Annotated in this window: 19 protein-coding genes, 2 tRNA genes and 3 rRNA genes; 9 read left to right on the top strand and 15 right to left on the bottom strand. The window is 42.7% G+C overall.

Annotation, left to right across the window (positions count from 1 at the left end):
- The first annotated feature begins 151 nt into the window (after window positions 1-151).
- The 4 genes from dapA to cutA all read left to right on the top strand — a co-directional run bounded on the left by dapA (window position 152) and on the right by cutA (window position 2,791).
- Entirely contained in the window at window positions 152-1,060 is a 909-nt protein-coding gene (gene dapA, locus AC2SLO_RS03140) for a 4-hydroxy-tetrahydrodipicolinate synthase (RefSeq protein WP_486543556.1), read from the top strand.
- A gap of 122 nt (window positions 1,061-1,182) precedes the next feature.
- On the top strand, window positions 1,183-1,530 hold the full coding sequence (locus AC2SLO_RS03135) for a hypothetical protein (RefSeq protein ID WP_486543555.1): 348 nt from the start codon (window positions 1,183-1,185) through the stop codon (window positions 1,528-1,530).
- Between the two features lie 109 nt (window positions 1,531-1,639).
- Complete coding sequence (gene purC / locus AC2SLO_RS03130; protein WP_486543554.1) at window positions 1,640-2,359, top strand: phosphoribosylaminoimidazolesuccinocarboxamide synthase; 720 nt, start codon at window positions 1,640-1,642, stop codon at window positions 2,357-2,359.
- Window positions 2,360-2,479: 120 nt separating this feature from the next.
- Entirely contained in the window at window positions 2,480-2,791 is a 312-nt protein-coding gene (cutA, locus tag AC2SLO_RS03125; protein WP_486543553.1) for a divalent cation tolerance protein CutA, read from the top strand.
- Between the two features lie 38 nt (window positions 2,792-2,829).
- Here cutA and yjgA read toward each other — a convergent pair whose 3' ends face one another.
- From yjgA to AC2SLO_RS03060, 13 genes are all read right to left on the bottom strand, one after another.
- Complete coding sequence (gene yjgA, locus AC2SLO_RS03120; protein WP_486543552.1) at window positions 2,830-3,339, bottom strand: ribosome biogenesis factor YjgA; 510 nt, start codon at window positions 3,337-3,339, stop codon at window positions 2,830-2,832.
- 92 nt (window positions 3,340-3,431) lie between these two features.
- Complete coding sequence (gene rapZ, locus AC2SLO_RS03115; protein WP_486543551.1) at window positions 3,432-4,382, bottom strand: RNase adapter RapZ; 951 nt, start codon at window positions 4,380-4,382, stop codon at window positions 3,432-3,434.
- Window positions 4,383-4,515: 133 nt separating this feature from the next.
- Entirely contained in the window at window positions 4,516-5,382 is an 867-nt protein-coding gene (gene panC, locus AC2SLO_RS03110; RefSeq protein WP_486543550.1) for a pantoate--beta-alanine ligase, read from the bottom strand.
- 114 nt (window positions 5,383-5,496) lie between these two features.
- Window positions 5,497-6,309 (bottom strand): 3-methyl-2-oxobutanoate hydroxymethyltransferase, encoded by an 813-nt coding sequence (panB, locus tag AC2SLO_RS03105; protein WP_486543549.1) that lies wholly within the window; start codon window positions 6,307-6,309, stop codon window positions 5,497-5,499.
- A 113-nt stretch (window positions 6,310-6,422) separates the two neighbouring features.
- A complete protein-coding gene (folK, locus tag AC2SLO_RS03100) occupies window positions 6,423-6,950 on the bottom strand; it encodes a 2-amino-4-hydroxy-6-hydroxymethyldihydropteridine diphosphokinase (RefSeq protein WP_486543548.1) in 528 nt (175 codons plus the stop codon).
- A gap of 155 nt (window positions 6,951-7,105) precedes the next feature.
- Window positions 7,106-9,232 (bottom strand): polynucleotide adenylyltransferase PcnB, encoded by a 2,127-nt coding sequence (gene pcnB, locus AC2SLO_RS03095; RefSeq protein WP_486543547.1) that lies wholly within the window; start codon window positions 9,230-9,232, stop codon window positions 7,106-7,108.
- A gap of 149 nt (window positions 9,233-9,381) precedes the next feature.
- Entirely contained in the window at window positions 9,382-9,975 is a 594-nt protein-coding gene (locus tag AC2SLO_RS03090; RefSeq protein WP_486543546.1) for a rhomboid family intramembrane serine protease, read from the bottom strand.
- Window positions 9,976-10,059: 84 nt separating this feature from the next.
- On the bottom strand, window positions 10,060-11,064 hold the full coding sequence (locus AC2SLO_RS03085; protein ID WP_486543545.1) for a 5'-nucleotidase: 1,005 nt from the start codon (window positions 11,062-11,064) through the stop codon (window positions 10,060-10,062).
- A 185-nt stretch (window positions 11,065-11,249) separates the two neighbouring features.
- Window positions 11,250-11,363: ribosomal RNA gene (gene rrf, locus AC2SLO_RS03080) — 5S ribosomal RNA — on the bottom strand.
- A gap of 150 nt (window positions 11,364-11,513) precedes the next feature.
- Window positions 11,514-14,366 (bottom strand): 23S ribosomal RNA (locus tag AC2SLO_RS03075).
- Between the two features lie 405 nt (window positions 14,367-14,771).
- Window positions 14,772-14,847, bottom strand: a tRNA-Ala gene (locus AC2SLO_RS03070).
- A 131-nt stretch (window positions 14,848-14,978) separates the two neighbouring features.
- Window positions 14,979-15,055, bottom strand: a tRNA-Ile gene (locus AC2SLO_RS03065).
- Window positions 15,056-15,121: 66 nt separating this feature from the next.
- Window positions 15,122-16,658: ribosomal RNA gene (locus tag AC2SLO_RS03060) — 16S ribosomal RNA — on the bottom strand.
- Together the 16S, 23S and 5S rRNA genes with 2 tRNA genes alongside form the textbook arrangement of a ribosomal RNA operon.
- Before the next feature lie 1,661 nt (window positions 16,659-18,319).
- Here AC2SLO_RS03060 and thrS point away from each other — a divergent pair.
- The 3 genes from thrS to AC2SLO_RS03045 all read left to right on the top strand — a co-directional run bounded on the left by thrS (window position 18,320) and on the right by AC2SLO_RS03045 (window position 22,360).
- Window positions 18,320-20,254 carry a threonine--tRNA ligase gene (thrS, locus tag AC2SLO_RS03055; protein ID WP_486543779.1) on the top strand — a complete coding sequence of 645 codons (1,935 nt, stop codon included), beginning with the start codon at window positions 18,320-18,322 and terminating at the stop codon, window positions 20,252-20,254.
- 23 nt (window positions 20,255-20,277) lie between these two features.
- On the top strand, window positions 20,278-20,781 hold the full coding sequence (infC, locus tag AC2SLO_RS03050; protein ID WP_486543778.1) for a translation initiation factor IF-3: 504 nt from the start codon (window positions 20,278-20,280) through the stop codon (window positions 20,779-20,781).
- 325 nt (window positions 20,782-21,106) lie between these two features.
- Window positions 21,107-22,360: a toxic anion resistance protein gene (locus tag AC2SLO_RS03045; RefSeq protein WP_486543777.1), complete on the top strand. Its 1,254-nt coding sequence runs from the start codon at window positions 21,107-21,109 to the stop codon at window positions 22,358-22,360.
- A 183-nt stretch (window positions 22,361-22,543) separates the two neighbouring features.
- Here the strand turns inward: AC2SLO_RS03045 and ahpC are convergent, their stop codons facing one another.
- Entirely contained in the window at window positions 22,544-23,110 is a 567-nt protein-coding gene (gene ahpC, locus AC2SLO_RS03040) for an alkyl hydroperoxide reductase subunit C (protein ID WP_486543776.1), read from the bottom strand.
- Window positions 23,111-23,515: 405 nt separating this feature from the next.
- On the opposite strand from ahpC, the gene AC2SLO_RS03035 reads away from it, so the two are divergent.
- Together AC2SLO_RS03035 and AC2SLO_RS03030 are read left to right on the top strand one after the other, a co-directional pair.
- Complete coding sequence (locus AC2SLO_RS03035; RefSeq protein WP_486543775.1) at window positions 23,516-24,418, top strand: hydrogen peroxide-inducible genes activator; 903 nt, start codon at window positions 23,516-23,518, stop codon at window positions 24,416-24,418.
- Window positions 24,419-24,477: 59 nt separating this feature from the next.
- Window positions 24,478-25,221 carry an HD domain-containing protein gene (locus AC2SLO_RS03030; protein ID WP_486543774.1) on the top strand — a complete coding sequence of 248 codons (744 nt, stop codon included), beginning with the start codon at window positions 24,478-24,480 and terminating at the stop codon, window positions 25,219-25,221.
- A 36-nt stretch (window positions 25,222-25,257) separates the two neighbouring features.
- On the opposite strand, the gene AC2SLO_RS03025 is transcribed toward AC2SLO_RS03030, so the two are convergent.
- On the bottom strand, window positions 25,258-25,962 hold the full coding sequence (locus AC2SLO_RS03025; RefSeq protein WP_486543773.1) for a M48 family metallopeptidase: 705 nt from the start codon (window positions 25,960-25,962) through the stop codon (window positions 25,258-25,260).
- Between the last annotated feature and the right edge of the window lie 2 nt (window positions 25,963-25,964).

The following is a 25,964-nucleotide window of genomic DNA, read 5'->3' as shown; positions in this document are numbered from 1 at the left end:
TTTATAGGCACAATGCGCTTATATACGGCTTTTCATTCCTTTAAATCATTGATTGTTTAGCAAAACGCCTTCAAATACTCTCTCATAGATGGAGAGTCTTCTTTTATAGACCAATAAATACGCTAATTAGTTAAGATAATAAGGCAATATTATGAGTAACCTCTATTCTGATTTTCAAACCCAATTGCAAGGCTCGATGGTTGCCTTAGTTACACCGATGCATCCAGATGGCGAGATTGATTATGATCGTCTTGCTCAGCTGATTGATTGGCATATCGAGCAAGGTACGCATTGTTTGGTTGCTGTTGGCACCACAGGCGAGTCAGCTACTTTGTCTATGCAAGAGCACAGCGATGTGATTCGCTACTTTGTCAAACATGTTAATGGCCGTGTTCCTGTTATTGCAGGTACCGGTGCTAACAATACCAAAGAGGCGATTCACTTAACCTCTGAAGCCAAAGATGCCGGTGCTGACTGCGCATTGCTAGTTGCGCCCTACTACAACAAGCCGACTCAAGAAGGGTTATATCAGCACTATAAAGCCATTGCCGAGGCTGTAGATATGCCGCAAATGCTTTATAATGTGCCTGGTCGTACGGTTGTAGATATCGCTCAAGAAACGGTTGAACGCTTAGCGGACTTCGATAACATCGTTGCTATCAAAGATGCTACCGGTTCAGTAGAACGTGGTAAGCAGCTTATCGAAGCGGTTGGCGAGCGTATGGTGGTACTCTCTGGCGATGATGGTACTTCACTTGAGCTAATGCAGCACGGCGCTAAAGGTAATATCTCGGTGACCGCCAATATTATTCCTAAAGCTATGAGCACTATCTTTGAGGCCGCATTAAAAGGCGACTTCGACGCAGCCAAACAAGCGCACGACGCAATTGAGCCATTACACAAATTGATGTTTGTTGAATCAAGCCCAATTCCCGTAAAATATGCGCTAAATAAAATGGGCAAAATCGAAAAAGGCATCCGTTTGCCAATGGTATGGCTCAATGAGCAATACCATGCTGAGGTAGATGCCGGCTTACGTGCTGCAGGATTAATTGATTAACCTAACAACTCTGTAGTATTGACTAATATTATACTATCGATTGAATAATTGTACTTTTGAATAAGGTTGTTGAATCTAGACGCTAAAACATATAGATATCAACAACTGACATAGGAAAACCCATGCGCCAATTACTATCATCTAGAAAATCACCGCGACTCATGCCAGATACATTACGTACCGCTTTTCAGGTCGCTATTATCGGTATTAGTAGCGTTGCTGTATTATCAGGGTGCCAAGCCACTAGAGATCTATTTGGTCGAGTCGATGATGGCACCCTCGATTACCAAAAAGCAGAAAAGCTTGAGCCCTTACAGCTGCCTGCTGATAAAGAAACTGCTCCTTTCGTGCCGCTCTATCCAACACCGCACGTGGGCGTAAATACGATTGATACGGAAAACAAATCAGGCCAACGCTATGATTTACCGCCGCCTTATCGTCAAGTACCCGTTACTGAGCAGGCTAATTAATCTCGTTTAAATCGATTAACGTTACTTATTATTGTCTCTTATTTCTTTCATAACCCTTTTTAGTTAACTGGGCCATCCCCCTTTTAACTACTTGCATAGGACTGACATCATGCAATTTCAAAAACAAGATTTACTTTACAAAGGCAAGGCTAAGTCTGTCTATGAAACAGATAACGCTGATTATCTGATTCTACATTTCCGTGACGATACCTCTGCCTTTAATGGTGAGCGCGTTGAGCAGCTAGGCCGTAAGGGACAAGTAAATAACCGTTTTAACGCGTTTATCATGCAAAAACTTGATGAAGCGGGTATCGAAACTCATTTTGAAAAACAGCTTTCTGATGACGAAGTGCTGGTTAAGCGTCTAAACATGATTCCTGTAGAGTGTGTAGTTCGTAACTTTGCAGCCGGCAGTTTAGTACGTCGTCTTGGGCTAAAAGAAGGTCAACCATTGACGCCGCCTACTTATGAGTTATTCTTTAAAGATGATGCTCTAGGCGATCCTATGGTTAATGAATCATTGTCTGTATCTCTTGGCTGGGCGACTCAAGAACAGCTTGATAAGATGAAAGAGATTACCTTTAAAGTAAACGATGTGCTGAAAGAGTTATTCGCTGCTGGCGGTTTAATGCTGGTAGACTTTAAACTTGAGTTTGGTGTGTTCCAAGACCGCATCGTGTTAGGTGATGAATTTTCTCCAGATGGCTGCCGTATCTGGGACAAAGAAACTAAGAAAAAGTTAGATAAAGACCGTTTCCGTCAAAGCTTAGGCGACGTGATTGAGTCATATGAAGAAGTCGCTCAACGTATTGGCGTAACATTAAGCTAATCACTGAGTGCTGTTTGCTTAAACCCAAAAAGCTGACTATGATTGATTATAGTCAGCTTTTTTCATTATCTAAACGCTTATTAAATCTTTGCCCATCAGATACATCAAGGATTCATATTTATGTATAAATTGACCGTATTTATCCCAGGTACTGACTTAGAGAAAGTAAAGTCTGCTTTATTTACAGCTGGTGCAGGACAGATTGGTCATTATTCTAATTGCTGTTGGCAAGTCCAAGGAACAGGGCAATTTATGCCGCTAGCAGGCAGCGATCCACATATTGGTGCGCATAATAAGGTTGAACAAGTTACCGAATGGCGAGTGGAAATGGTCGTGGCTCAAGATAAAATAACTGCGGTTATAGAGGCATTAAAGCAGGCGCACCCTTACGAGACGCCTGCTTATGATGTGATTCAAGTTATAGATATTTAGATTGCTAGCTAAAAACATCAAGTCGACCAACAATCTACTTACGCTAACTGAGTTAAAATTGCCACTTCTTTGATATAGCTCACTAGGTCAGCCTCTGATTCAGCAAGAAGCTCTTCATCGTTCATATGCTTTGCATACTCAATCCATAATAACAGCTGATAAACGCTGTTACGCTCTGCCGCTTTAAATTGTTTGCAAAACTGCTTTAGTGTGCCTTCATCGTTTATATTTAAACGGGTATACCAACCTTCAATCTTAGCCGCTTGCTCATTACTAAAACGGGTTTGGAATAAAGCATCCACAAGTGCATGACGGTCTTCTTCACTAATTAGTTTACCCACACGCTTGATTTGACGATTACGGGCATTGGCGCTTGTGATATCAGTTAACGACATCAATTCATCTAAAAAATATTCCGTAGCAGGTAGTTTTTTCATCTGCTTTTTGGACAAGCCAGCCAATGGCTCTGCAAGCTGCTGCAAACGCTCATGTGCTTTTTTTAGTTCAGTGCGAGAAACTCGCATGTCATGTTCGGACCAATCAATCATATAACTCTCAAATTATTAATAAATATAAATGTGTACTGGTATGTCTATCAAAGCAGCATGCTGCTTTTAATTTTTAAATAAAGGGCAATTTACTATGCCTGCCAACGTGATTTCTCTCTGTGCTTAACAATTACTTTAAGCTCTTTTGGCAAGTTTTCACTGAGTGTCTTATTAAGCTGCTCAGTGATATAAACTGAGCGGTGCTTACCGCCAGTACAGCCAATCGCTACCGTCACTGTATGACGATTATTGTGCAAAAACTCAGGCAGCCAACGTTCTAAAAAGCTTTGAATATCACGCTGCATACCATCGACTTCCGGATACTCAGCAAAAAACTGAATCACCTCATCGTCTCTTCCAGTTTTGCTACGTAGTTCAGTATGCCAATGCGGGTTGGGCAGTATACGGACATCAAATACAAAGTCTGAATCAATCGGTAACCCATATTTAAAGCCAAACGATAGCAGGTTAATGGTTATCTCATTGTCTACACCGACATACTCACGTACCCGTTCTTTAAGCTGATGAATATTTAACTGACTGGTATCAATAATGATATCTGCATTACTTGAAATAGGCTGTAATGTGTCCGCTTCTTTCTTAATCGCATTTGGTAGATTACTGGTGATGTTGGTACTGGTTGTCATCAGCGGATGCACACGACGAGTCGCTGCAAATCGAGCCACCAACACCGACTCTTGAGCTGTGACATATAATACTCTTAGACTGCCTGAACCATAAGAGTCAACCAATCTGTCGCGAATATGCGCAAAGTTAGAAGAGTCTGCCTGTAGCGTCCGAATATCCACACCAAGAGCAAGCTTAGTAATACCGCCATCTTGTGTTAGCTTAATCACTGCCTCAGGAACCAAAGACAATGGCATATTATCAATCGCATAATAACCAAGATCTTCTAATATATTGAGTACTGACGTTTTACCAGAGCCAGAGCGTCCTGAAACGATAATAACATCAATACCAGCGCCTGATAATGCACTATAATCGATACTTGTGCCACTTACCTGAGATTCATTTTCCAGCATATACGACGCTCTCCATACCGACAATACGATTTATTATTATTGCTTATAGGTGTAATCTGATTGATATTCGCTGAGACTAAGTATAGGTAATATACCTAGCCTTATATATACTGTGTTACATCTAATATACTTTTTAAGTGACTATTGTTAATATTTGATTATCAAGCAGGCGTGCTTTACCTAACCAAGCTGCAGTGACGATAACCAAGTCTTTATTAGCTACTAAGTCTGTTACTTCTGATAAATCTTGATTTTTAACTTCTAAATAATCAACTTTGAACCCTTGGCTATTGATACGCTTGATGCTGTCATCAATAAGCTCATGGAGCTGTTGTACATTTTGAGCAGCACCCTGTTTTAATTTTTCTGCAAGGCGACTGACCTCTTGATTAAGCGTGGGCGCTATTTGACGTTCAGACTCAGTTAAATACTGATTGCGTGAAGACAATGCCAAACCATCGTCAGCACGCACGATGGCACCAGATAAAATATCAATATCATAGCTTAAGTCACGTACTAGCTGCTTGATAATAGCCAATTGCTGATAATCCTTTTGGCCAAAGACAGCGATGTTTGGCTGTACGATATTAAATAGCTTCGTCACCACAATACCTACGCCATCAAAATGCGTAGGACGTGTCTTGCCGCACAGCTGTTGACTGATACTACCTGCCAGTACTTGCGTCGGTGGCGGCATCACTGGATACATATCCTCTACTATCGGCGCAAAGATATAATCCACCGCCGCCGCAGTTAGCTTCTCGGTATCCGCTTTAAGCGTTCGTGGATAACTGTCTAAATCCTCGCCCACACCAAACTGAGTTGGGTTAACAAATATACTAACCACCACGATATCTGCATGTTGTTGTGCCAATTTTACTAAAGATAGATGTCCTTCATGCAAATTACCCATGGTCGGTACCAGTGCGATGGTCTTATTCGCACGTAATGGGTTTAACGTCTCACGTACGCTACTAATCGAAGTTAATGTTTCAGTCATGCTCGGCATCCAAATTCAAGCCCAATATATTTATTTTGTACGCTGCCATTATTCTATTTCGATTTAACAGAATGATTTAAATCAACAAAGAAGATAAAACTATTTGTGCTTAGCTTAATTAAACTGATGCTCTGGCTGCGGGTAACTGCCTTCAATAACGGACTGGTGGAATAAAGCAAATGCGCCCTCAACACTTCCTGCATATTCGCTATTTTTATTGCGCTCATCGGTCAAAAAGTCATGTACAAAGCGTGCAGTACGTCCATGCGTGACTCCAAGCATGTCATGCATCACCAATACTTGGCCATCCGTTTCAGGACCAGCACCAATACCAATAACAGGAACATCGACAGATTCAGTGACCTGTTTTGCCAGTGAGGCAGGAACACACTCGAGTAAGATAAGCGCTGCACCGGCCGCCACAACAGCCTCTACGTCAGACATAAGCTTAGCCGCGCTGTCCTCTGTTTTACCTTGTACTTTGTAGCCACCAAAGACATTAACTGATTGTGGTGTTAAACCCAAATGCACACAAATTGGAACGCCCGCTGCAGTTAATGCAGCAACTGACTCGCTAAGCTCTGCTCCGCCTTCCAGTTTAATAACATGCGCACCGGCTTGCATTATTTTACGCGTATTGGCGATGGTGTCTTCTAATGTGACATAGCTCATAAATGGCAGGTCTGCCATAATTAGCGCATGTTGGTTGCTACGTGCCACATTTGCTGCGTGATAGGCAATATCGTCGGCCGTTACTGGCAGAGTAGAGTCATGACCTTGCACCACCATGCCCAAGCTGTCCCCAATCAAAATGGTATCTACTTCTGCATTTTGCATCATTTTGGCAAACATCGCATCGTAGCACGTCAGACAACTGAATTTGCGCCCTTCTTTTTTGTACTTCTTTAAAGTAGATAAGGTAATCATAACGGGTCACTCAAGAATCATGTAATATTAAGAGAATAAGGCTGATATACCACACCTGTTGCCTTCAATCTTCAGCGAATACTTATAGCCTAGCACAAAAAGATAAAGTGGCCTTAAACTGAGTCGCAAGGTAACTGGGTTAGCCCTGTCCAATCTTGGCTATAGTCAAAATCAGTAATGACTGTATTACCAATGATTAGATTAGGATTTAACTCTTTTAAAGGGATAAGCACAAAGTTTCGCTGAGTAATACCAGGGTGCGGAACGGTTAATGTAGGAGAGTTAATAGACTGATCGGCATATAGCAACACATCCACATCCAAGCTGCGCTCACCCCAATGACGTAAACGCACTCGCTGCGCTTCTTGCTCAAGCTGTTGGCACAAAGCCAATAGCTCGTACGGGCCTAAGGTCGTATCAATCTCAGTAACCGCATTAATGAAATCCGGCTGATCTTGTGGACCCATCGGTTTCGAGGCATATAAAGATGAGGCGCGCATTTGAGTAATGGCCGGATGAGACTTTAGCCGAGCAAACGCACGGTAAATATGCTCACTGGGCGTGCCAAGCTCATTGGTCAGGTTACCACCCAGCCCTAAATAACAACGATGTGATTTATCTGGTTGTGACGCTTGCGCCATCTTGCTATCCGCCTGTACTTATCTATTAACTTTCAAACCAAGCTATTACTGTCAACCAACTTAAAACTGCTACTGGCTAACCTAACGCAAATACCTAAAATTAAGCCTTAGCGAGGTTAACTCTGTAGCAGTTTTAAAGAAGCCATAACGACAAGCTATGCCCTTTCACTCACACTCAAGGTTGAGCTTGGCTCACGGCGACGACGGGTGGCGGGCACACGATCGCTTTTCGGTATGACTTTGTCAACAATCTCACTGATCGCTTTAGCATTTTTCTGGCTAACGCTTTGAGCAGTTGCCTTTTGAGGCTGCTCATTTGAGACTTGCGCCTTCGATTTGGCTTTAGATTGTGCGGTGCGCTTCGGTTTGGATTGCGTTTGAATTGCAGTCGTATCAGCATCAACTGGTGCCTCCGCAACTAACTTCTTACGCTCCTCTTGAGCCTTATCTTTCTGGGCTTTACCTGCTTGAGCCAATTCAGATTGAGAAAGCTCCTGAGTTGGCTGACGGCGACGACGTTTACTTGGTACAGGCTCTGCTTTTGGCAATAAGACTGCCTCTACTGTAGGCGCGGCCGATTTATGAGTGTCTTTAGGCTGAGCGCTGCTTTGCTCCGATTTAGTCATCACATCGCGCTGCTCAGCTGCTTGCTTAGACTTATGGCTATCATTTCGAGCTGACTTATCAGCCTGAGCCTGTTTCTCCGCATTTTTAACGCGAGATTCAATGTCAGACTGGCTTGGCACTTGTTTAGCCATCTTATCAGCATTAATGGTAAACAATGGACTTGGCTGATTGTCCTTCGGTGCCTGCTCTCCTGCTAATTTACCAAGAGATAGCTTTTTGAGCTGCGCGCGCTCTTCGGCATAATGCGGCTGTTTGTTGTTGGCTGCCGTATTTTGTGCTTGAGTATCTACCTTTTGCTTTGGCGGCTTGGCCTCATAATGATTATTTGGCTTCGCCGTATTGCGATTATCAGGCGTATTAATAACAGGCTCTTTCTGAAGATTGCGATTACGCGTGCGATTACGACTTGATTTACTGCTGCCACGGCGGCTATCACCGGCAAAGTCATCAATGGCTTGCTGTTTTTGTTTTTCAGACAGTGTCTGATAGGTCTGCCACCACTCACCCATACCATTGGTAGATTCTGACAATGGGTTTGATGCATCATCACACTGTTCACGCAGCAACAAGAAATCAAAAGCTGCTCGGAAACGCGCATGCTCTGCTAATTGCGGAATCTGCTTCACACGAGGATTGGCCAGTTTTGGCTGCATCATCCAAATATCTCGGATAAACTGCTCAGCAAACCGTGGAATCGCTGTTTTAATGCGTTGACGATCAATAACCTTGCTTGCCGCTTGTAACTGCGCATCATGAAATGGCATGTTCTTTTTCTTGAACTTCGCCAACTGATGTAAATAGTTATCCCATAACAAAGCCGCATAGAAGAAAGCTGGGTTAATACTCTTACCTTGTGCAATGCGCTTGTCAGTATTAATAGCAACTTGAGAGACCAAAGCGGTTGGCTTTTCAGGCGGATAAATAATCAGATGCTTAATAGCACCGTATTCAAATAATAGCGGTAACAGCGGTACTAGGTAGCCACCGGTGAACATCTTTTGTGATTCATCATACAAACGATGCGGAGAGACTTGTTCTAACAGCGCCCAATTATCATCATGGAACTGTTCTGCTAGCGCCTCATCAAAATTAAAGCCTAACTTAGCTTTGAAACGCAGAGCACGCAGCAAACGTACAGGATCTTCTTCAATACGCACTGGCGCATCGCCTAATAAGCGTAAGGTTTTGTTCTTAATATCATCTAAGGCGTTGCAGAAGTCATGTACTATACCTTTGATAGGCTGATAATACATCGCATTAATGGAGAAGTCTCGACGAGCAAAATCCTGCTCAATATCACCCCAAACATTATCACGAACGATCATACCATCGCTGGTCGTATGAGCATCACCACTTGGCGGCGCACGGAACGTTGCCACCTCAATCATGTCTCGACCAGAATACACATGTGCTAATTGGAAACGGCGACCAATAATACGGCAGCGCTTACCAAAGATATCTTTTACCTCATGTGGTCTCGCATCAGTTACAGCATCAAAATCCTTTGGATTTAAGCCCAAAAGCGTATCACGAACCCCGCCCCCGACGATATAAGCATCGAAGCCACCTTTATTTAAGGTCGCAATCACTTCAATAATTGAATTGGGTAAATCCGCCTTACTTAACCCTAACTGCTTGGCTGAACGTTCTGCCATGCATCTACTCCCTACAAACCAACAAAAGCCTATATTTACTAGGACAATTTATCCATAATAACCTAAGGCATATATGAGCGTTAGTGTAACAAATTTTCAAGGCTGTTGCCTGACATACTCACGCTTAGCTACATTATTTAAAAGTACTATTAACTGGCCGGATAATAATGCTTAGAATTAGCCCCAATCAATAAACCAATACACAGTCCACCAAAATGTGCTGCAAATGAAATCCCCGTTTGTGGCATCAGACCTTCTTTCAGAATTAGCCAATACGTGGTGCCCATCACAATACAGGCAATCAGATAGCCCCAACGTTTAGCAAACACAGCACCGCCAATCATATAACCCAGCATAGAGAATATAAGACCTGATGCCCCTATATGAATAGAGAATGGAGATCCTAGTCCCCAAGTCATCAACCCCGAACCAATAATTAGCTTAACCACAGTACGGTAAGCATTGCGTTCAAACAATCCAAATAAGAACAATATCTGCGCTAAAACAATCGTATTACCCGTTAAATGAGCAAAGTTACCATGCATAGTCCATGAAGAAGTAATACCTATCATGCTGCCTAAACTTAGCGAGCGCGGAACAATTCCAAATGAATTCCAAAGATTAAATAGTATCGTACTATTCAAAAAATACATTACCCAGATAGGAATAAATACAAAGCCATATAAGCCAAACACTTGGCCAATACGGTGTCTGATAATACTAAATAATCTTCGCCAATTCATAATTTTTGCCACATAATAAGCATAGAATAGTTCACCTTTTTAAAAATAAGAAGTATAAAAACAGAATATTATTCTAGTAATGAACTAATCAGAATTCGTCAAATGCCACGTATGCGAATTAAGTTCTGAAGTCGAATGATAAGGCACCAATGCGGTAGGCACAAAATCACGAGCCGCTTCAATATGCTTAATTGAATCATCAAAAAAGATATGCGGTGCAAACGTTTTTAATACGGCTGTTTTTTCAAGTCCTCCTAAGAAAAAGGCCATATCAACGCTGACGCCCCACTCACGTAATGTTTTAATAGCACGTAAATCAGCTGGTGCATTTCGAGCAGTCACTAGCGCAATTTGAATTGGCTGTCGATCCTCCAAGGTTACTAGACGTTTTTGCAACAAAGACAGCTTAATGAGCAAATCGGCATACGGTCCTTTCTCGATAGGCAAATCTGTCATTTCAGCTTCTCTGTCATGAAAGGCCTTTAGACCCTTCTGTTTGTAAAGCAGCTCACCGGAATCATCAAATAATACAGCATCCCCATCAAAAGCAATACGTAATTGATTAGTATCTAAGGTCAAAGTATTTACCGGAGTGGCATCCAAAATGGCACAAGCACAGACTCTAGCATCGGTAACGCTTTGAGCATCCTCACGATTGGTCGTCAAAAACAAATCAACATTAAAATCAGCAATATAATCAGCAACATTACCACCAGAGATGAAGGCAGAGCGTGTAATACTTAAACCTCGCTTGCGTATCTCATTTAATACTTGTATCCCTGTTTCAGGAGAGCTCTTAGAAACGATAACCACTTCTACTAGTGGTGAATCATTACCGTATTCAACTGAGGTATTCGGTGGGTTCTGAGCGCACTGATTTAAGTTTAATATTGCTTGTATTAGAGGGAAGCCAGTGCCTATTGATAAAGGCTCATTTTCACGCTGCTGCATAAAGTCACGAAAAATTCGCGCAGCTATCGCTGGATCCTGATTGATAAGTTTTTCGCGATAGGTTTCTGATTCAGTCAAATCAAAAAGCGCAGTTGCAGAGATTGCAACGATGAGGGTATTGGATAAATCAACAGCCATAATGCTACTCATTATAATTTAACATTATTCTAACATTAATTTTAAAACAGGCTATAGGCTGCTCTGTTACGCAGTGATTAAATAGCGTTATTTAGCTTAAAGTAAGACTTATAATAGCTAAAAATCCCTCATAAAGGAAAAAGCCCCCATTCAAATTAATGAATAGGGGCTTTTAGGGTATAGGGAGCTGACGATGACCTACTCTCACATGGGCGAACCACACTACCATTGGCGCTACGATGTTTCACTTCTGAGTTCGAGAAGGGATCAGGTGGTTCCATCGTGCTATTGTCGTCAGCAAAGGGGGTATAGATATGAGTTGGTTAAGTGTTAGCTTAACTTTGTGTTGACTAGTATATCAAGAACCTGAATCAATGTATTATCAGGATGATATCGAAATAATTGGCTGTCTCTGTTTTATCAGAGCTACAAAACCACTTGGGTGTTGTATGGTCAAGCCAAACGAGCAATTAGTACAGGTTAGCTACACGCATCACTGCGCTTCCACACCCTGCCTATCAACGTTGTAGTCTTCAACGGCTCTTAAGGGAAATCTAATCTTGAGGTTGGCTTCCCGCTTAGATGCTTTCAGCGGTTATCCAATCCGAACGTAGCTACCGGGCAATGCCATTGGCATGACAACCCGAACACCAGCGGTTCGTCCACTCTGGTCCTCTCGTACTAGGAGCAGATCCTCTCAAATTTCCAACGCCCACGGTAGATAGGGACCGAACTGTCTCACGACGTTCTAAACCCAGCTCGCGTACCTCTTTAAATGGCGAACAGCCATACCCTTAGGACCTGCTTCAGCCCTAGGATGAGATGAGCCGACATCGAGGTGCCAAACACCGCCGTCGATATGAACTCTTGGGCGGTATCAGCCTGTTATCCCCAGAGTACCTTTTATCCGTTGAGCGATGGCCCTTCCATACAGAACCACCGGATCACTAAGACCTACTTTCGTACCTGCTCGACTTGTGGGTCTCGCAGTTAAGCGCGCTTTTGCCTTTATACTCTATGAACGATTTCCGACCGTTCTGAGCGCACCTTCGTACTCCTCCGTTACTCTTTAGGAGGAGACCGCCCCAGTCAAACTACCCACCATACATTGTCCTCGGTATTGTTATACCTGAGTTAGAACCCCAACATGACCAGGGTGGTATTTCAAGGTTGGCTCCACAAATACTGGCGTATCTGCTTCAAAGCCTCCCACCTATCCTGCACAAGTCAGGTCAAAGTTCAATGTAAAGCTGTAGTAAAGGTTCACGGGGTCTTTCCGTCTAGCCGCGGGTACACAGCATCTTCACTGCGATTTCGATTTCACTGAGTCTCTGCTGGAGACAGCGCTGCCATCATTATGCCATTCGTGCAGGTCGGAACTTACCCGACAAGGAATTTCGCTACCTTAGGACCGTTATAGTTACGGCCGCCGTTTACTGGGGCTTCGATCAAGACCTTCGCATACGCTAAGCCCATCAATTAACCTTCCAGCACCGGGCAGGCATCACACCCTATACGTCCACTTTCGTGTTTGCAGAGTGCTGTGTTTTTAATAAACAGTTGCAGCAGCCTGGTATCTGCGACTGTCAATAGCTTACGGAGCAAGTCCTTCACCATCGACAGCGTACCTTCTCCCGAAGTTACGGTACCATTTTGCCTAGTTCCTTCAGCAGAGTTCTCTCAAGCGCCTTGGTATTCTCTACCTGATCACCTGTGTCGGTTTAGGGTACGATTCGTTTATGACTATCGTTTAGAAGCTTTTCCTGGAAGCATGGTATTTGCCACTTCGCTGTACAAGTACAGCTTGCTATCAGATCTCAGTATTAACAGCCCGGATTTACCTAAGCCGTCTACCTACATCCTTTCACTCAGACAACCATCGCTGAGCTGGCATAACCTTCTCCGTCCCTCCATCACATCATAAACAAGTATCAGAATATTAACTGATTTCCCATCGACTACGCCTTTCGGCCTCGCCTTAGGGGTCGACTCACCCAGCCCCGATTAACGTTGGACTGGAACCCTTGATCTTCCGGCGTGGATGCTTTTCACACCCATTATCGTTACTCACGTCAGCATTCGCTCTTGTGATACCTCCAGCATGCCTTACGACACACCTTCACAGGCTTACACAACGCTCCCCTACCACTTGAAACATGTTCAAATCCGCAGCTTCGGCTCCTAGTTTGAGCCCCGTTACATCTTCCGCGCGGGCCGACTCGACTAGTGAGCTATTACGCTTTCTTTAAAGGATGGCTGCTTCTAAGCCAACCTCCTAGCTGTCTATGCCTTCCCACTTCGTTTCCCACTTAACTAGGAATTTGGGGCCTTAGCTGGCGGTCTGGGTTGTTTCCCTCTCCACGATGGACGTTAGCACCCACCGTGTGTCTCCCGGATATCACTCATCGGTATTCGGAGTTTGCATCGGTTTGGTAAGTCGGTATGACCCCCTAGCCGAAACAGTGCTCTACCCCCAATGGTGTTCGTCCGAGGCGCTACCTAAATAGCTTTCGGGGAGAACCAGCTATCACCGAGTTTGATTAGCCTTTCACCCCTATCCACAAGTCATCCCCTAGCTTTTCAACGATAGTGGGTTCGGTCCTCCGGTGCCTGTTACGGCACTTTCAACCTGCTCATGGATAGATCACTCGGTTTCGGGTCTATACCCTGCAACTAATTCGCCCTATTAAGACTCGGTTTCCCTACGGCTCCCCTAATGGTTAACCTTGCTACAGAATATAAGTCGCTGACCCATTATACAAAAGGTACGCGGTCACGGATCAAGTCCGCTCCCACTGCTTGTACGCACACGGTTTCAGGTTCTATTTCACTCCCCTCACAGGGGTTCTTTTCGCCTTTCCCTCACGGTACTGGTTCACTATCGGTCAGTCAGGAGTATTTAGCCTTGGAGGATGGTCCCCCCATCTTCATACAGGATTTCTCGTGTCCCGCACTACTTAATATGCTTGCATTTATGTTTCGAATACGGGGCTATCACCCACTATGGCCAGTTTTCCCACACTGTTCTTCTACATAAAATTAAGTCGGCTCCTCCCCGTTCGCTCGCCGCTACTAGGGGAATCTCTATTGATGTCTTTTCCTAAGGGTACTGAGATGTTTCACTTCCCCTCGTTCGCTTCCTAATAAATTAGGATACCTAACTTACGTTAGGTGGGTTTCCCCATTCAGAAATCTCCGGATCGCAGGTTATTGCCACCTCCCCGAAGCTTATCGCAGGCTGTCACGTCTTTCATCGCCTCTGACTGCCAAGGCATCCACCATGTGCGCTTAATTACTTGACCATACAACCCCAAGTAGTCTTGGTTAGCTAAGCTTTTATTTACTATCGGTTAAAGACAACCTCGAAGTAATCCGAGGTGTTTTAACCAATGCATAAATCTAGTTCTTAACCGGTTGTTTGCCGTAATTATAACGATATCACCTTGATAATTTACGCTTGATTCAGTTCTCTTTACTTTGTAACCAACCTCTTGGGATAACAACTGGTGTCGTTAAAGAGGTTGGTTACTGGTTGATACCTAAACGTGAAAGATTAGGTATCAACCGTATTACAACTCATATCTATGTTTTTAAATAATAATAACGCTGTCATCCAGTCGTCATATGCTTTCTGTATAAAACAGAAGTAAGTAATCAGTAATCACTTAATTCTGGTTTATCTATTACTCTTAATCTGTATCACTAAATGGTGGAGCCAAGGAGAGTCGAACTCCTGACCTCCTGCGTGCAAGGCAGGCGCTCTACCAGCTGAGCTATGGCCCCTGAGCGAGGATACAAGCGAAGCACTGCTTCGCTCCGAGCGCAAGAGAAATTTCCTTAAAGGGAAATTTCTAAAAGCGCGAATTCCTAGTAGAGCTTCTAACAATCATTAGGTCTGTTTTAACTCAGTTGTATGGTGGGTCTGATAAGACTTGAACTTATGACCCCCGCGTTATCAACACGGTGCTCTAACCAGCTGAGCTACAGACCCTGAGCTTAAAGCTTACTAAAACCAAAGAACAACTTGTTGTGAATTCTTGCTGACCGGATGCGTCAATAAGGAGGTGATCCAGCCGCAGGTTCCCCTACGGCTACCTTGTTACGACTTCACCCCAGTCATCAACCACACCGTGGTGAGCGCCATCCTAAAAGGTTAGGCTACCCACTTCTGGTGCAATCAACTCCCATGGTGTGACGGGCGGTGTGTACAAGGCCCGGGAACGTATTCACCGCGGCATTCTGATCCGCGATTACTAGCGATTCCGACTTCATGGAGTCGAGTTGCAGACTCCAATCTGGACTACGATAGGCTTTTTGAGATTCGCATCACATCGCTGTGTAGCAGCCCTCTGTACCTACCATTGTAGCACGTGTGTAGCCCTGGTCGTAAGGGCCATGATGACTTGACGTCGTCCCCGCCTTCCTCCAGTTTGTCACTGGCAGTATCCTTAGAGTCCCCGGCCGAACCGCTGGTAACTAAGGAAAAGGGTTGCGCTCGTTGCGGGACTTAACCCAACATCTCACGACACGAGCTGACGACAGCCATGCAGCACCTGTATTCTAATTCCCGAAGGCACTCCCGCATCTCTGCAGGATTCTAGATATGTCAAGACCAGGTAAGGTTCTTCGCGTTGCATCGAATTAAACCACATGCTCCACCGCTTGTGCGGGCCCCCGTCAATTCATTTGAGTTTTAACCTTGCGGCCGTACTCCCCAGGCGGTCTACTTATTGCGTTAGCTGCGTCACTAAGGGATCAAGTCCCCCAACGACTAGTAGACATCGTTTACGGCGTGGACTACCAGGGTATCTAATCCTGTTTGCTACCCACGCTTTCGAACCTCAGTGTCAGTATGATGCCAGGAGGCTGCCTTCGCCATCGGTATTCCTTCAGATCTCTACGCATTTCACCGCTACACCTGAAATTCTACCTCCCTCTCACCTACTCTAGCTCACCAGTATCAGATGCAGTTCCCAGGTTAAGCCCGGGGATTTCACATCTGACTTAATAAGCCACCTACGCTCGCTTTACGCCCAGTAATTCCGATTAACGCTTGCACCCTCTGTATTACCGCGGCTGCTGGCACAGAGTTAGCCGGTGCTTATTCTGCAGCTAATGTCATCGCTTATGGGTATTAACCATAAGGTCTTCTTCACTGCTTAAAGTGCTTTACAACCAAAAGGCCTTCTTCACACACGCGGCATGGCTGGATCAGGGTTGCCCCCATTGTCCAATATTCCCCACTGCTGCCTCCCGTAGGAGTCCGGACCGTGTCTCAGTTCCGGTGTGGCTGATCATCCTCTCAGACCAGCTACAGATCGTCGCCTTGGTAGGCCTTTACCCCACCAACTAGCTAATCCGACTTAGGCTCATCCAATAGCGAGAGCGCAAGCGCCCCCTTTTCCCCGTAGGGTGTATGCGGTATTAATACGAGTTTCCCCGTGCTATCCCCCACTACTGGGCAGATTCCTAAGTATTACTCACCCGTCCGCCGCTCGACGCCTGATAGCAAGCTACCATCGTTTCCGCTCGACTTGCATGTGTTAAGCCTGCCGCCAGCGTTCAATCTGAGCCATGATCAAACTCTTCAGTTTAATCTTGCTATGAAGTCCTTTAAAGAGACTTCTAAACTTGGCTCATCCTATTACTAGCAAATTTGCTTTCCGTATGTTTCATATAATGAATTAACTTCGAGTTTCTTTACTAATTAAAGAATGATAATTTTTATAGTTAGTCACTACCCCGATAAGAGATAGCCCCAACTTTAATTTTTAGCATCCTAAATCAGCAAAAATCCACACAAGTTGTTCTTTGATTTTAGCTTTTAAATAGTTGACTTATCGCGTCATCCGCGGTAAGTTTAACACTAAGATAAGTTTAAGCAATTTACGTTCTTACTTAGCGAGCCATTCAGTATATCACTTTTTCGATTCCTGTCAAGCTTTTGTTCTAATTCGTTTCATTCAGGTAACTTGAATCCAACCTTTCAATTGGCAATCTCGTTGTCCCGATGAGGTGCGTATTATAGACGCTTTAATTATTTAGTCAAGAGCTTTTTTAAAGTTTTTAATTTTTTATCCGCTTCGCTTACGCTAGGCTTTCTCTTGAACAGGTAGCGTATTATATAGACTATTAGACCAAGGTCAATCGGGTGGGAGAATTATTTAAACAACAATAGAGTATTGTTTTGATTTGAGATATTCAAAAGGTACAAATCTTATTAACTACCCGCTCAGCTAATTCTAGTTCACCTATTGTAGGTCATAGTTATCGTCAACGTTTCATTAAGATATACGCTTTAATTTGAAATCTAAACCGTGGGTTTCGTTGCTACAGCACACGCTTCGTATTTAGAGACTAATGTTAAAAACTATTAATAACCCCGTTCTCAACTCATCATAATTCAATGTACGCCGGTGCTATTAAACTATCAAATCAAGACCTTTAACCAAAAATGCTGGGCCAAAGCCACAGCCTACATCAAGAGTTGAGAGAATAAGGTATTAATAAGTATTTGACGCTAAGTACTATGCAACCTAGCTAATGGCTATTTTTTATTGCTCTTCTCGTTACGGCTTTTCTTGTTCGACTTCATTTCTTATTCGCTATCATTATTTTGCCAAGTACTAGCCTTTCAATAACCAGTACATGTATTAATGTATAGATGACAAAGAGCGCTAACGCTTCGTATCTTGAAAGGTAATCATATATTCTGCAATACATGACGCCTGCCATCACTAAAAACCATACCACCTTTAACAAAAGCTCTTTTCTTTGAGTACTTAACAAAACATGCCACCCCCTTCTAAACAACTAAAACATTGGTTTTAGTTGTAATGTGCTATTTAAATTGCTAATTATTCTAAATGAGCTCTTAACTCTAATAAGTCTTTTTCAATAAGATAACCTTCCTAGCACAGACGATAGTAGCAAGAACACGATGTTGCCGCTAGCCCTGATTGCAGCGGATATACTGCATGAGCGAATGAGGTACGATGGCTTAGTTTGGCTAGGCTCGCGAAGCAAGAGACTTGCCAAACGTTAGCCACCGTGTCATTCGCTCATGTAGATAGTAGCGAAAAGCAGGAATAGCTATAAAAACGAATAAAAAATCCTTTATAATAGGATGAATGACGACTTATAAACTGGCTTTGAGGTCGGTTTTTCTGTTTTAATGGTTGTGTTTGTTATTTTTGTCACAATTATAATAGTGATGAATTTTTAATTTGTATTATAAATTATTTGGATTTGAAATATGGTTGCAATTACTTTGCCTGATGGCAGTGTTAAAGAGTTTGAAGGTGAAACTTCAGTCATGCAAGTGGCTGAGAGCATTGGCCCTGGCCTTGCAAAAGCAACGATTGCAGGACGTGTAGACGGCAAACTTGTTGATGCAAGTGATCCCATTACGCATGATGCCAAGGTTGAAATTGTGACCGCAAGAGATAAAGATGGCGTGGATATTATTCGCCATTCTACTGCTCATTTATTAGGGCATGCAGTAAAACAGCTTTATCCTGATGTCAAAATGGTTATTGGTCCTGTCATTGAAGATGGCTTTTATTACGACATCTATAGTGAAAAGCCATTTACACCGGATGACATGGCTGCTATTGAAAAGCGCATGGCAGAGCTGATTAAGCAAAACTATGACGTTATCAAAAAGATGACGCCTCGTGATGAAGCGATTAAAATCTTTGAAGGGCGCGGTGAAGATTATAAGCTCAAACTGATTGAAGAGATGCCAGAAGAAAAAGAGCTCGGCTTATATCATCATCAAGAATACGTCGATATGTGCCGTGGCCCACACGTGCCAAACACGCGTTTCTTAAAAGTATTTAAGCTTATGAAAATGAGCGGTGCTTACTGGCGCGGTGATGCCAAGAACGAACAGCTTCAGCGCATTTATGGTACTGCATGGGCGGATAAAAAAGATCTAAAAGCCTATATTGAACGTATTGAAGAAGCTGAAAAACGGGACCACCGTAAGATTGGTAAGGCACTAGATCTGTTTCATTTGCAAGAGCAAGCGCCGGGTATGGTGTTTTGGCATCCGAATGGTTGGACTATTTATCAAGTGCTTGAGCAGTATATGCGTAAAGTACAGCAAGATAATGGCTATCTTGAGATTAAGACACCACAAATTGTCGATAGAGGTTTGTGGGAAAAGTCGGGTCACTGGGATAACTATGCTGAAAATATGTTTACCACACACAGTGAAAACCGTGACTACGCCATCAAGCCAATGAACTGCCCTTGTCATGTGCAAGTCTTTAACCAAGGCTTAAAATCGTATCGTGACCTACCACTGCGTTTGGCAGAATTTGGTTCGTGCCATCGTAATGAGCCGTCTGGTGCGCTACATGGCATCATGCGTGTACGCGGATTTACGCAAGATGATGCACATATCTTTTGTACCAATGCACAAATTGGTAAAGAAGCGTCTGACTTTATTAAGCTGACCTTAGACGTTTATAAAGACTTTGGTTTCGATAATATTGAAATGAAGCTATCAACTCGCCCTGAAAAGCGTGTGGGTGCCGATGAGCTTTGGGATGCGGCCGAAAAGTCGCTGGCAGAAGCGCTTGATGATGCGGGTCTTGAATGGGAACTACAAGAAGGTGAAGGTGCTTTCTATGGTCCTAAAATTGAGTTTAGCTTACGTGACTCAATTGGCCGTGTATGGCAATGCGGTACATTGCAGTTAGACTTTAATTTGCCAAAACGCTTAGACGCAGAATTTATTAACGAGAATGGCGAACGTGACACACCAGTTATGTTGCACCGCGCTATCTTAGGTTCATTTGAGCGCTTTTTGGGTATGCTAATCGAACATTATGCTGGTTGGATGCCTGTATGGTTATCGCCGCAGCAAGTTGTGGTGATGAATATCACAGACAAACAAGCCCCTGCTTGTGAAAATGTGCTGAGCGAGCTTAAAAATGCAGGTCTGCGTGCTATTAGTGACTTGCGTAATGAAAAGATTGGATTTAAGATACGAGAAAGAACATTAGAACGTATCCCCTATATGCTAGTATTAGGGGATAAAGAAGTTGAGTCAGGACAAGTAAACGTACGCACACGTGAAGGCGAAAACCTTGGCGTGATGGCTGTGGCTGACTTTATTGAATTAGTACAGAAAGCTGTCGCCCAAAAGGGTCGACTAACAACAAAAACTGATGAGGAGTAATACCTATTAAACAGTCAAACCGTTTGAACATCAACGAAGAGATTCAGCAAAAAGAAGTTCGCCTAGTAAAAGAAGACGGCGAACAGATGGGCGTTGTCGACATTGAAACAGCCCGTCAAGCGGCTCGTGATGACAATCTAGATTTGGTTGAATTGGTACCGGATGCTAAACCGCCTGTTTGTAAGATTATGGACTACAAGCGTTACTTGTATGACCAAAAGCAAAAGGCGAAAGAGGCGAAAAAGAACCAAAAGCAAACTCAGCTTAAAGAGATGAAATTGCGCCCAAGTACTGATGAAGCAGATTACCAAGTTAAATTGCGTAAAATCATCAGCTTCTTGGAAGACCAAGACAAAGTGAAGGTAACGATTCGTTTCCGTGGCCGTGAAATGGCTCACCAAGACCTTGGCCGCCAGCAGCTTGAGCGTATCATCGAAGATACCGCTGAACTCTCAAATGTTGAGCAACATCCTAAGATGGAAGGCCGTCAAATGGGTATGTTGCTTGGCCCAACTCGTAAAAAATAATAGTTCAACGCTATTTTTAATGCGTTATAAGTTTGGTTGACCGTCATTGATAGTTGATTAATGACACAATCGAACGCTACCACCAATTTGTCATTGCAAATTGGTGGTTTTTTATGCCTGCGTATTGGTTTGGTTTTATTTACTTTTATCTAATATCATCAAGCCCTGCTTTCTTGTACTATTTAGACAATACAGAGTTATTAGAAACACAGAGTTATTAGAAACTATATAGCTGATTATAAGCGAGTCTATAAAAGCGGTAACGCTAATTACAATAAAGACTCTATATTTGAAATTGAACATTAAAACTAAAGGATGATTTTCAATGCAAGAATTGACACCACCAGAAAACGCCAGTACCCCATCTATTAGCTTAACGCCGCCTGAGCCGGTAAAAGAAGTCCCAACCAGTGAAGCGGATCAGATTGTTAAACTTGATTCTAATCAAATTCCTGAGCTCGACGCCAAAGTTGATGCTTTTGTGAATCATGTATTGACTAATCCTGTGCAAAGCGATGAGTTTAAAGAAAATGTGCAATCGATTCATAATCTAGGTAACAAAGAAATCCGCGAGTCGGCTCAAGTATCAAACCGTATGCTTGAGCTGCCCGCCAAAAGCTTAGATAAAGGCTTGTTCGATAATTCTCCCATCGCCAAGTCATTAACTGAGCTGCGCGGTATTGTTGAGGATTTAGATCCTAGTAAAAAACAGCTAACCAGCTCACGTAAACTGTTTGGCTTAATTCCGCTAGGTAATAAGGTTCAAGATTATTTTCGTCAATATGAATCGGCGCAATCGCATATTAATGCGGTCGTAACCAGTCTATATAACGGTAAAGACGAACTGCTAAAAGACAACGCCATGATTGAGCAAGAAAAATTCAATATGTGGAATCTTATGCAGCAAATCCGTCAATATATTTATGTCGGTAAAAAAATTGACGAGCAGTTGGAACAAAAGGTATATCAGATTGAAGCGACGGATCCTGAAAAGGCACGCATTATTAAAGAAGAGATGCTATTTTATGTGCGTCAGAAAAATACTGACTTTTTAACCCAGCTAGCAGTAAACGTTCAGGGTTATTTAGCCTTAGATACCATTCGCAAAAACAACTTAGAGCTTATTAAAGGTGTGGACCGTGCGACCACAACTACGGTATCTGCATTACGTACTGCTGTTGTTGTTGCTCAAGCTATGACCAATCAGAAGCTGGTACTTGATCAGATTACGGCGCTTAACAAAACAACCAGTAGCTTGATTGAATCAACTTCTGCAATGATGAAACGTCAATCCACAGAAATTCATGAACAAGCGACTAATAGTACTATTGAGCTTGATAAACTGCAAAATGCGTTTAATAACGTCTATGAAACCATGGACATGATTAGCAACTATAAGATTCAAGCGCTTGATAATATGAAGCAAACGGTAGACACCTTAACTACTGAGGTCGATAAAGCGCAAAAATACTTAGATAAATCTAATCAGACTACTATTCTTGAAGTATCCAAAGAGATTGATACTAAGAAGATCAGCAATCAGAGCAATGCCTCTAACACCATTGATATTGACCTATAATATAGGCCACTATTTAACGAGTTAAACCAGAAAAACGCCATACCCTATATGATAATATTAGTAGGTATGGCCTTTCTTTTTTATACTCGACATTCTTATAAGATATAAAAAAAGCCCCACTAAATAAATAGCGGAGCTTTTTAAGATTTAAGCTAATCTTTCTTTTATATTAAAGAAGAAAAATTAGATTTTACCTACTAGATCTAGGCTTGGTTTAAGCGTTTCTTGACCTTGTTCCCAAGCTGCTGGGCAAACTTCACCGTCGTTTTCACGAACGTACTGAGCTGCTTTCACTTTACGAACTAAGTCTTTTGCACTACGGCCGATGCCGCCGGCATGGATTTCAGCAACCTGAATCTTACCGTCTGGGTCTACTACGAACGTACCACGTTCTGCAAGACCATCTTCTTCAATCATTACGTTGAAGCCACGAGTGATACGACCAGTTGGATCGCCAATCATTGGGAAATTAACTTTACCAATAGCTTCTGAAGAATCATGCCATGCTTTATGCGTGAAGTGAGTGTCCGTTGAAACTGAGTATACTTCAACACCTAGGCCTTTAAGCTCTTCGTACTGAGCTGCCATGTCTTCAAGTTCAGTTGGGCAAACAAATGTAAAGTCTGCTGGATAGAACATGAAGATAGCCCATTTACCTTTAACATCGTCTGAAGTGATGGTTTTGAACTCACCGTTAACGAACGCTTCAGCTGAAAACTCAGGAATTTCTTGATTGATAATTGACGCCATTTTTTGGCTCCTTTTTTATTGGTGGGTTTAACTAAAAATGATTATTATATGACTGACTAAAACTTTCTAAATCCAGTATAACCTATCATATTGCCATGACAGAAATATGATGTTATTGATTGTAATAGTTATTGGCTAACTACAAGATGTATTCTAACAAAGATAGTGGTTTAATCTAGTTTAAACATTTTAACTTGATGTTTTGTTTTATAAAACATAAAATCTATTTTATTATACTTATGACAATATCATTAAAGACTCGCTACTCTTATTAACTTGATTACTAAATATATGCGAGTCGAACCGTAAATTTCAACACATTATGTTTAACTGCCAATAATAAGAACCGATTAAAAACCCTATCAAACTGCTTTTACTATTAAAACATCTATTAGAGATTAAAAAATGATTACTTTAAGACAATTAGAATTTGCCATTGCCGTCGCCAAACACCGCCATTTTAAACGCGCTGCAGAAGAATGCAATATCTCTCAGTCCGCTTTAAGCTTAGGTATCGCTGAGCTTGAGAAGCAGCTAGATACTCAGATTTTTGAGCGTAACAATAAGCAAGTGCTTATCACCCCTATTGGTGAAGAGATTTTGACTCGTGCGCAGCGTATTTTTTCTGAAATACACGATTTAACCACACGTGCTCATAGTCATCAAACACCGCTTGCCTATCCTATGACGGTCGGCATGATTCCAACGATTGCACCCTATTTATTACCTAAAGTATTGCCCGAGCTAAAGACGCAATATCCTAACTTTCGTATGACAGTGGTAGAACGTCAAACTGAGCGTCTGCTTGAGCAAGTGCGTTACGGTCATATTGATACAGCGATTATTGCCCTGCCTTATGCCGTTGATGGTCTGCATACCTTTGAGTTTTGGCAAGAAGATTTCTTTGCTATTTTCCCAAATGATAATCCTTTGGCCAAGCTTGAGACCATTAGCGCTGAGGAACTAAGCCAAGCCAAACTGATGCTATTGGGTGAAGGACACTGCTTAACCGATCAGGCGCTGTCTGTCTGCTCATTTGACCGTGATGAGTTTAAGTCTAATTTCTCTGATGCCAGTTTAAATACGCTGATTCAAATGGCACTCGCTGGCATGGGGACTACCCTCATTCCGGAGATGGCATTAAAACAAGTGCGTCATCAAAATAATGAAGTGGCTACTGTACCACTTTCTGAAAAAGGACCACACCGCCGCATTGCCTTTGTAACTCGCCTAAATTATGCCCGTGTTGATGATATAAATCTATTGGGTCAAATCTTTAAAGATGCGCTAGAGAAAGCTTTTACATAATAGCTTAAAGGGTTGAATAGCGCTTGGTATATTGAATCCAACATAAGGTGGTAGAGCAGATGACTAAACTAAGTGAAGCCACTCTTGAAGCACTTAAGCACCGCTTTGCGGCCTTAATATTGCAGGCTATCTCTCATGACAGCTTTGATGATACTGGTTCAAATAAACAAGTGTTAGATATTGATGAAAAGACTGCTTGGATAACCAAACGTTGGGATGAGCTACTAAATCATTACAACGAGACACATCGATATTATCATCGGTTAACTCATATTTATCATATGCTGCAGAATTTAGATCGTTATACTCAGTATATTGAAAATAAGACTGCGGTGGAGTTGGCTATTTGGTATCACGATATTATTTATGACCCAACTCAGGCTGATAACGAAAGACAGAGCGCAGACTATTTCCGGCAGTCGCTACAGTTAAAGTTACCAAGCAAACTCGTAGAGCAAGTCGATACGCTGATCATGATGACAGCCAAACACCAGATAGAAAGTTGTGATACGCATTCAAAAAATAGAGTCGACTTGATAGCACAAGACGCTAAATACTTTTTGGATATGGATTTGGCTATTCTAGGCGCTGATTGGTTAGATTATCAGACTTACTCAGAGCTCGTTCGGCTTGAGTATGCTCATGTTAGCAATCATGACTTTATAGAGGGTAGAAGAGCGGTACTCGAACAGTTTTTGAATCGTGATCGATTATACTTTACTGAAGATTTTTATCATCAGTGCGAGCACATCGCCCAGCAGAATATAAGACGAGAAATTGAGCTTTTAGCCAGTCGACTTTGAAGGCCCTTAATAAAGACTGCAAAGCTTTAGAGGAACCTAGTCAACATCACCTGACTTGCCCGCCAACTTATTATGCCAGCGTTTATAATCTGGCATAGAACGCACCACTTCCGCCCAAAATTTTGGACTGTGATTGGCGTGATGCAGATGACACAATTCATGCACAATAACGTATTCAGTACATTCTATAGGATAGGCAGGCAAATAGACCGATAGCCAAACCCTTTTGGCACGAGTATTACAGCTGCCCCATCGTGTTTTCATCTTTTTGATACGTGTCTCATTGGCAGAAGCGCCGACAATAGGCTGCCACTTGGCAAATAAGCGAGGCATAACCTGTTGTAGCTCGCTACGATACCAATGCAATCTCTCCGCTTCGCCCATAATCAGACTTTGCGGCTCTCCCCACAAATAAATAGGCGAGAAGCCATAATCAGATTGAGTGTTATTATCTCTACTTATGTCTGGCGTTTGAGATTCGAGCATACGCTGACGTTTTAATAGGCTAGCATGTTGAGTAATCGCCCACTCGATACGCCGAGATAAGGCAGCAACAATGTCTTTATCGCTCACATAATGTGGGGCGGATACAGATAGTTGGTTCAGCTTTAGTCGAAAGTTGATATTTTTGACCTGCTTACGGGTGATATTAAGCTGAATGTCTGCCTCTGCCAATATCTGCTCAAGATGATGATAAATCTCTGCCGTTTGAGTCTGTGATGAGCCGCTATTAAACCTCATTA

Source organism: Psychrobacter sp. CX14 (genome assembly GCF_057396205.2).
This window is presented reverse-complemented; position numbering and strand designations above follow the sequence as displayed.

Coding starts and splice junctions, on each gene's coding strand:
- AC2SLO_RS03135 (WP_486543555.1), top strand. CDS start 1,183: ATGCGCCAATTACTATCATCTAGAAAATCACCGCGACTCATGCCAGAT.
- ahpC (WP_486543776.1), bottom strand. CDS start 23,110: ATGGCGTCAATTATCAATCAAGAAATTCCTGAGTTTTCAGCTGAAGCG.
- folK (WP_486543548.1), bottom strand. CDS start 6,950: ATGGCGCAAGCGTCACAACCAGATAAATCACATCGTTGTTATTTAGGG.
- purC (WP_486543554.1), top strand. CDS start 1,640: ATGCAATTTCAAAAACAAGATTTACTTTACAAAGGCAAGGCTAAGTCT.
- yjgA (WP_486543552.1), bottom strand. CDS start 3,339: ATGATTGATTGGTCCGAACATGACATGCGAGTTTCTCGCACTGAACTA.
- pcnB (WP_486543547.1), bottom strand. CDS start 9,232: ATGGCAGAACGTTCAGCCAAGCAGTTAGGGTTAAGTAAGGCGGATTTA.
- thrS (WP_486543779.1), top strand. CDS start 18,320: ATGGTTGCAATTACTTTGCCTGATGGCAGTGTTAAAGAGTTTGAAGGT.
- AC2SLO_RS03035 (WP_486543775.1), top strand. CDS start 23,516: ATGATTACTTTAAGACAATTAGAATTTGCCATTGCCGTCGCCAAACAC.
- AC2SLO_RS03045 (WP_486543777.1), top strand. CDS start 21,107: ATGCAAGAATTGACACCACCAGAAAACGCCAGTACCCCATCTATTAGC.
- AC2SLO_RS03090 (WP_486543546.1), bottom strand. CDS start 9,975: ATGAATTGGCGAAGATTATTTAGTATTATCAGACACCGTATTGGCCAA.
- AC2SLO_RS03025 (WP_486543773.1), bottom strand. CDS start 25,962: ATGAGGTTTAATAGCGGCTCATCACAGACTCAAACGGCAGAGATTTAT.
- panC (WP_486543550.1), bottom strand. CDS start 5,382: ATGACTGAAACATTAACTTCGATTAGTAGCGTACGTGAGACGTTAAAC.
- panB (WP_486543549.1), bottom strand. CDS start 6,309: ATGATTACCTTATCTACTTTAAAGAAGTACAAAAAAGAAGGGCGCAAA.
- rapZ (WP_486543551.1), bottom strand. CDS start 4,382: ATGCTGGAAAATGAATCTCAGGTAAGTGGCACAAGTATCGATTATAGT.
- AC2SLO_RS03085 (WP_486543545.1), bottom strand. CDS start 11,064: ATGGCTGTTGATTTATCCAATACCCTCATCGTTGCAATCTCTGCAACT.
- AC2SLO_RS03030 (WP_486543774.1), top strand. CDS start 24,478: ATGACTAAACTAAGTGAAGCCACTCTTGAAGCACTTAAGCACCGCTTT.
- dapA (WP_486543556.1), top strand. CDS start 152: ATGAGTAACCTCTATTCTGATTTTCAAACCCAATTGCAAGGCTCGATG.
- cutA (WP_486543553.1), top strand. CDS start 2,480: ATGTATAAATTGACCGTATTTATCCCAGGTACTGACTTAGAGAAAGTA.